The organism is Actinoplanes campanulatus (assembly GCF_014647795.1).
Classification (GTDB): domain Bacteria; phylum Actinomycetota; class Actinomycetes; order Mycobacteriales; family Micromonosporaceae; genus Actinoplanes; species Actinoplanes campanulatus.
The window spans coordinates 1-5,377 of sequence record NZ_BMPW01000057.1 but is presented as its reverse complement, the minus strand read 5'-3'; the positions used below and the strand labels follow the sequence as shown (position 1 = coordinate 5,377).

Annotated in this window: 6 protein-coding genes and 1 pseudogene; 2 read left to right on the top strand and 5 right to left on the bottom strand. The window is 66.9% G+C overall.

Going from position 1 to position 5,377, the window contains the following annotated elements; genetic code table 11:
- Window positions 1-12: 12 nt before the first annotated feature.
- The 3 genes from IEZ13_RS45905 to IEZ13_RS45895 are packed head-to-tail and all read right to left on the bottom strand — an operon-like array spanning window position 13 to window position 1,796.
- Window positions 13-777 carry an RNA-guided endonuclease TnpB family protein gene (locus IEZ13_RS45905; RefSeq protein WP_221246406.1) on the bottom strand — a complete coding sequence of 255 codons (765 nt, stop codon included), beginning with the start codon at window positions 775-777 and terminating at the stop codon, window positions 13-15.
- A 9-nt stretch (window positions 778-786) separates the two neighbouring features.
- Window positions 787-1,221 (bottom strand): helix-turn-helix domain-containing protein, encoded by a 435-nt coding sequence (locus IEZ13_RS45900; protein WP_183228025.1) that lies wholly within the window; start codon window positions 1,219-1,221, stop codon window positions 787-789.
- Complete coding sequence (locus tag IEZ13_RS45895; RefSeq protein ID WP_183228024.1) at window positions 1,218-1,796, bottom strand: IS607 family transposase; 579 nt, start codon at window positions 1,794-1,796, stop codon at window positions 1,218-1,220. Before IEZ13_RS45895 ends, IEZ13_RS45900 begins: the two co-directional genes overlap by 4 nt.
- An 88-nt stretch (window positions 1,797-1,884) precedes the next feature.
- On the opposite strand from IEZ13_RS45895, the pseudogene IEZ13_RS45890 reads away from it, so the two are divergent.
- Both IEZ13_RS45890 and IEZ13_RS45885 read left to right on the top strand, forming a co-directional pair.
- A pseudogene (locus IEZ13_RS45890) lies at window positions 1,885-2,202 on the top strand (histidine phosphatase family protein); the annotation flags it as partial.
- 49 nt (window positions 2,203-2,251) lie between these two features.
- On the top strand, window positions 2,252-2,698 hold the full coding sequence (locus IEZ13_RS45885) for a nitroreductase family deazaflavin-dependent oxidoreductase (RefSeq protein ID WP_183228023.1): 447 nt from the start codon (window positions 2,252-2,254) through the stop codon (window positions 2,696-2,698).
- Between the two features lie 240 nt (window positions 2,699-2,938).
- Here the strand turns inward: IEZ13_RS45885 and IEZ13_RS45880 are convergent, their stop codons facing one another.
- Entirely contained in the window at window positions 2,939-3,784 is an 846-nt protein-coding gene (locus IEZ13_RS45880) for a hypothetical protein (RefSeq protein WP_183228022.1), read from the bottom strand.
- A 253-nt stretch (window positions 3,785-4,037) separates the two neighbouring features.
- Window positions 4,038-5,156: a hypothetical protein gene (locus IEZ13_RS45875; RefSeq protein WP_229795811.1), complete on the bottom strand. Its 1,119-nt coding sequence runs from the start codon at window positions 5,154-5,156 to the stop codon at window positions 4,038-4,040.
- Window positions 5,157-5,377: the final 221 nt, after the last annotated feature.

The following is a 5,377-nucleotide window of genomic DNA, read 5'->3' as shown; positions in this document are numbered from 1 at the left end:
TCCCCACGGCCATCAGACCATGATCAAGAAGCTCCATGAATACGGGGGTGCCTCACGGTCGAGGACCAGGCCGCACGCCTTACAGGCGTATTCACGCTCGGAGAGGGCCAGCTTGGATCTCACTGTGCCGCAGCCTGAGCAGGTTTTCGAGGACGGATACCAGCGGTCGGCCACGAGCAGCCTGCCGCCGTTCCACATGGTCTTGTACGCCAACTGCCGGCGGATCTCCGCGAACCCGGCGTCGGCGATGTGCCGGGCCAGGCGCCGGTTGGCCAGCATGCCAGTCACGTTGAGGTCTTCGACCACGACCGTCCCGTGCGTGGCCGCGAGCCGGGTCGTCAGCTTGTGCAGGCCGTCACGGCGCAGATTCGCCACCCGGGCATGCGCCCGTCCGAGCCGAGCCGCAGCCCGCTCCCAGCGTTTCGACGGGCGGCGGCCGGTGCGCCGGTCGGGGCCGGACTTGCGCGACAGCGCCCGGCCGAGCGACCGCATTCGGTGCTGCGCGTCGACCAGGTGCCGCGGGTTGTCGACCAGCTCACCGGTGGACAGCACCGCGAGGTGCATGATCCCGACGTCGACCCCGACCACCGAGCCGGGGCAGGCCGGAGTGCGTTTGAAACGCTCGACTTCGACGGTGAACGACACGTACCAGCGCCCGCCGTAACGCCGCACAGTCGCGGACATGATCCGGGCCGTGCCGTTGTCGAGGCGGCGGGCCAGCTTGCGGGCGGACTCGTGCAGCCTCAGGCGGCCCAGCCGGGGCAGCACAACGTGCATGCGGTCGGGCTAGACCCGGATTGCCCCGGTCGTGAACCGCACGGATGGTGTGGTGCGGCGGCGGGACTTGAACCGGGGGAAGCCGGCCGGCCGGCCGGCACGTTTGCCGTTGCGGGAGTCGGCCCAGTTCTTCAAGCCGCGGGCGAGGGCGTCCAGGCCGGTGTTGAAGGCTTCCTTTGACACCTCGCTCCACCACGGCGCCACCTCGGGCTTGGTCGCGTTCCACGCCTTCCGCAGTCCTGCGAGCGACCACGACAGCGACGGCGTCAACAGCTCCTCGGCCACGTCGTAGGAGCGCTCGGCGGCCCGCTGATCCATCACCGCCTTGACCTTGGCGAGCGCCCAGTTATGGGCGACCCGGGCCGCCCCGGCATGCGCGAGCACGTCACGTTCCTGCCCAGGAGCGAGGTCGAGGGCGAACCGGTACGCCTGGATCGTCTTCACGCGGGGTCCTCGGTGGCTGCCTCGACAGCCCGGCGGGCACGATTCGCGGCAGCGTGGCGACCGTACAACCGGGTGCACAGCGAGGTCAGGATCTCGGTCACGTCGCGGACCAGGTCGTCGTCGGCCTCGGCCGGATCGACCACCAGCAACCGGCGGCCCTGCGCGGTCAGCGCGGCCTCGACATACTCGGCACCGAAGCGGGCGAACCGGTCACGGTGCTCGACAACGATCGTCGACACGGCAGGGTCACGCAGCAGGCCGAGGAGTTTCTTGCGGTGCCCGTTCAACGAGGAGCCGACCTCGGTCACCACCCGGTCCACGCCGATCCTCTGACCGGTGGCCCACACGGTCACCCGGGCGACCTGCCGATCCAGGTCCGGCTCTTGGTCGGCCGACGACACCCGGGCGTAAACCACGGTTTGCCCGGCGTCACCGGTCACGCCAGTGACCGGCTCCCCGACCATGATGAGACGGCCGATCCGGTAGGTAGGAACGGGCAGCGTCCCGGACTCATAACGCCGACGTGCCGTCGCGTACGAGATCCCGGTTGCCGCTGCCCATTCCTTCAGGTTCACGATGCCGACCATAGCCGACTATTGAGCACTCCTGAGTACCTAAACGGCAACAGTTGTTCACCCCTCGGACCGAGCCGGCTATCCGGAACGCTGGCATGCCTGGCTCGACGGGGTACCCGCCGGAGAGCGCGATCCCGACGCGGTCCGGCTGCGGGCCGCCGTCGCGCATCTCGGCGTCGTCGGCGACACCGACCGGCGCGAGCTGCTGATCACCCACAACTTCGTGATCGGCTGGTTCGTCCGGCACGTTATGGACGCCCCGGAATGGCGGTGGATGAGCCTCTACCAGGAGAACTGCGCCGTCACCGTGCTGCGCTGGTCCAGCGACCGCCCACCCGCCATGATCAGCTTCAACCAGGAAAGCGAGGACTCGCGGCCATTCACGGCCGAGAAGCCGACCTCGTGACTGGTTACCGGGTTATAGCATCGGCGACAGTCGAATCGCGGAGGCGACCATGCGCAGACTCCCGCCACGATGGTTCATTCGGACGGCCTGGGCCGTGCACCGCGCCCTCTACCGGTTCGGTGGGGCACGGTTCAGCCTCAACCAGCCCAAAGCCCAGACCTACGGCCACTTCCGGCTGACGACCATCGGCCGCCGCAGCGGGGAGCCACGGTCCGTCATCCTGGGATATTTCGAGGACGGCGACAATCTCGTCACGCTGGCCATGAACGGGTGGGGCGCGCCCGAGCCCGCCTGGTGGCTCAACCTCCAGGCGCACCCGGACGCCGAAGTCGAACTGTCCGACGGCCCCCGCCCGGTCCACGGCCGCGCCGCCGTCGGCGACGAACGGGACCGGCTCTGGGACCGGTGGCGCCAAATCGACGAAAGCCTCGACGAGCACGCGGCCCGGCGTCCCACCCCGACCGCGGTGGTCGTCCTGGAACGCCGGACCGCCTGAGATTCAGCCACGCGGCCCGGCGTCCCACCCGGTGGTCGTTCCGGAACGCCGGACCGCCTGAGCTTGTCGTTCAACCTCCCGGCTGAGACCCGGCGTTGCTGCGGCCCATGCCGCTACGTCACCAAGAGTTACTGCAGCGGTTGTCGGCGGGAGAACTCGTGCGGGTAGAGAGTTGAGACCGAGCGCGCGTTATTTGCGGCAGGAGAGGACGTCCGGCGCTGCCCGGCAGTACGCGAGCGATCAGGATTCAGCAAGGTCGGCCTCAAAGACCGAATGGGTCGTTCGCAGGTAGAGTCGGCTTCCTCTGGTGCTGACGAGGTTGATTCTCTTCAACCGGGTGAGGGCAGCTGGGCCGTGCTCAACGATGACTCCGTCGCGCAGCCGGAACTCGGACAACTGGTGCGGCTGGCCGTACCCGCCGATGAAGATCACCACGTCGTCGTGGACGAGTACACCTCGCGCCCCGCGGACCGGGCCTGGCGGGAAGGGGGCGACCTTCGTATCGGTGATCCGGACCAGCGGGAAGCCGGTGTAGTAGTAGGCCCACGTCGTGCGAGCACCCACATTCAATGCGTAGCAGTCGGCGATGTGGTCGAATCCGGATGGCGGCCAGTAGGTCCACAACTGTCGGCCGTACTCGTCGAACCGTGTGAGGCCGCCGGCGCTGAGCGGATCCCCACTGTAGATGCCCTCATCGAAGTAGCTGACCCAGATGGTGCCCGGCTCGTCGACAGCGAGTTGTTGGACACCATCACCGACCCGGAATGACCGCAACGCATGACCGGACGCGCTGAATACCTGTGCGTTGTCCGGCACCGGCTCGAACGGGCGGCGGACAGTTCGGGACTGGACCAGCAGAAGACTTCCATCAGCCAGCAGGTCCACCTTGTTCGGCACTATCGTCACACCGGTCAGTTCCACCGGAAGCCAGTCGTCTCCGGCTGTGTGCAAGTGAATTCGTACACGCAGACCCGTAAGCCGGTTACGCAGGCTGCCGGACGCCGAGACCGCGACCAGCCGGCCGTCGACGGTGGCATTCAGCGCAACGAGTTCTTCCACGTCATTCAAAGCCGGAAGTTTCGCCATCCGGCGGCATTGCAGCGTACGTACCAACGTCCGAATTCACCTCCCCGTGTCGACCATGATCGTATGGATGAGGGGAGTCGACCGAACACGACGACTGCGGCAGTCTGGAGAGCTGAGCGGACAGCGGCTTGAGAATGTGTCGGGGTCGGTGGTGATTCGGTCCCTCAAATGTTGGCTCCGGAAAGCACAGCGGCTTCTTCGAGGGCGCCTCGACGCCGTCGTTGCTGTCTTTGGTGTCGGTTGGCGGCGTGGTTCAACGTTCGTCATTTTCCGTCCCGTCGGAAGACATGCCGAGACGCAGCCGCGCTGCCGTGTGGCGTGTGAACCAGGCGAAGAAGTCGCTGTTCAGACCACGGCCCGCACGGATCGCGGCACGCCAATCGGGTTGCTCAAGTACGGCGAGGTACTGCTGCACGATGCGGTCCCGCTGCTCGGCAGTGCAGCCACATCGATTCGAAGGCTTGGCGGCCAGATAGTCGGCGATCATGGCGGCATCGACGTACCGGTTCGCTGTCGGCGGCTGCCGGGCGAGGTGAACAGCATGCGCGGCCAGCACGACAGGCGCCGGCGGGTAGTGCCCGAGGGTCATGCCCATTCCATCGCAGTCCGCCATGGTCCTCAGCAGCCGACCCGTGTGATCGACCAGGTCGTCGTCGACATCGGTGCTGGTAATCGCTTCGTGCAGGTGCGCTGTAGTGGCAACCTTGCCGGCGAAATAGCCGTTGAGGTAGTCGCCGTCGCAGGCATGGCGCAGCAGCCACGCTCGGGAACCGGCCGCGCCGATCCTGCACAGCGCCTCGACGACGTAGACCCGCCCCCAGCCGGCGACACGCTCGGCAAGCCACAGCAGGGCTTCGGCACCTCCACGGCGGCGTTGCAACGCCTCTGCGGCCAACGGGCCGAACCAGTCCGACAGCAGACCGATGGTTTGGATCAGTGGGATGTCGCCCTCGGCCGCATCAGCGGCCAGCAGCGTGAGCCCGACCGTAGCGGCATTGCGATCGGTGCTGTGCCGCACCAACCACCGGCCGGTCTGCCGCACACGCTGCCGATCCGCGCGCAGCGCCGCAGCAACAATGTGGTCGTTGCGATGGATGGGAAGGTAGACATCGCGGAAGGCATCGGCAAGTTCACTCGGCTGCGCGTCAGGCTGGCTGAAGTGCCTGTCGAGGATGACGGCGACATCGGCCCCGTACAGTCGTTGATCCCTCGCGCGCTGGGTTGACGGCCCCGAGCGGCGACGCTGCTCGTCCGGATACGGCTCACCCTCGCGAGGCAGAACACCATCGGGATGTTGTTGATGGAGACGCAGAGCGTGCTCGAACAGTGCAATCTGGGGTCCAAGCAGTCCGGGCTCGGGCGTCACGCTCACCAGCGGACGGTGGGCTCGATTCTCTTGATCATGGCGACAATGCTCCCATCTACGCGCGCCCCCAGCAAGCGGCAGCGCCCGTCAAGCACCTTGAAGCCGGTAACTGACGCTCGAGGAAGTGCAGATAGGCGTGCGCTGCGCACCAACGCATCCTTGTAGGCACCTGTCAAGCCCCGGGTTTGATGGAGAGTTGGTTAGCTGGTTTTCAGGGGTGCGGTGAC

Coding starts and splice junctions, on each gene's coding strand:
- IEZ13_RS45885 (WP_183228023.1), top strand. CDS start 2,252: ATGCGCAGACTCCCGCCACGATGGTTCATTCGGACGGCCTGGGCCGTG.
- IEZ13_RS45905 (WP_221246406.1), bottom strand. CDS start 777: ATGCACGTTGTGCTGCCCCGGCTGGGCCGCCTGAGGCTGCACGAGTCC.
- IEZ13_RS45880 (WP_183228022.1), bottom strand. CDS start 3,784: ATGGCGAAACTTCCGGCTTTGAATGACGTGGAAGAACTCGTTGCGCTG.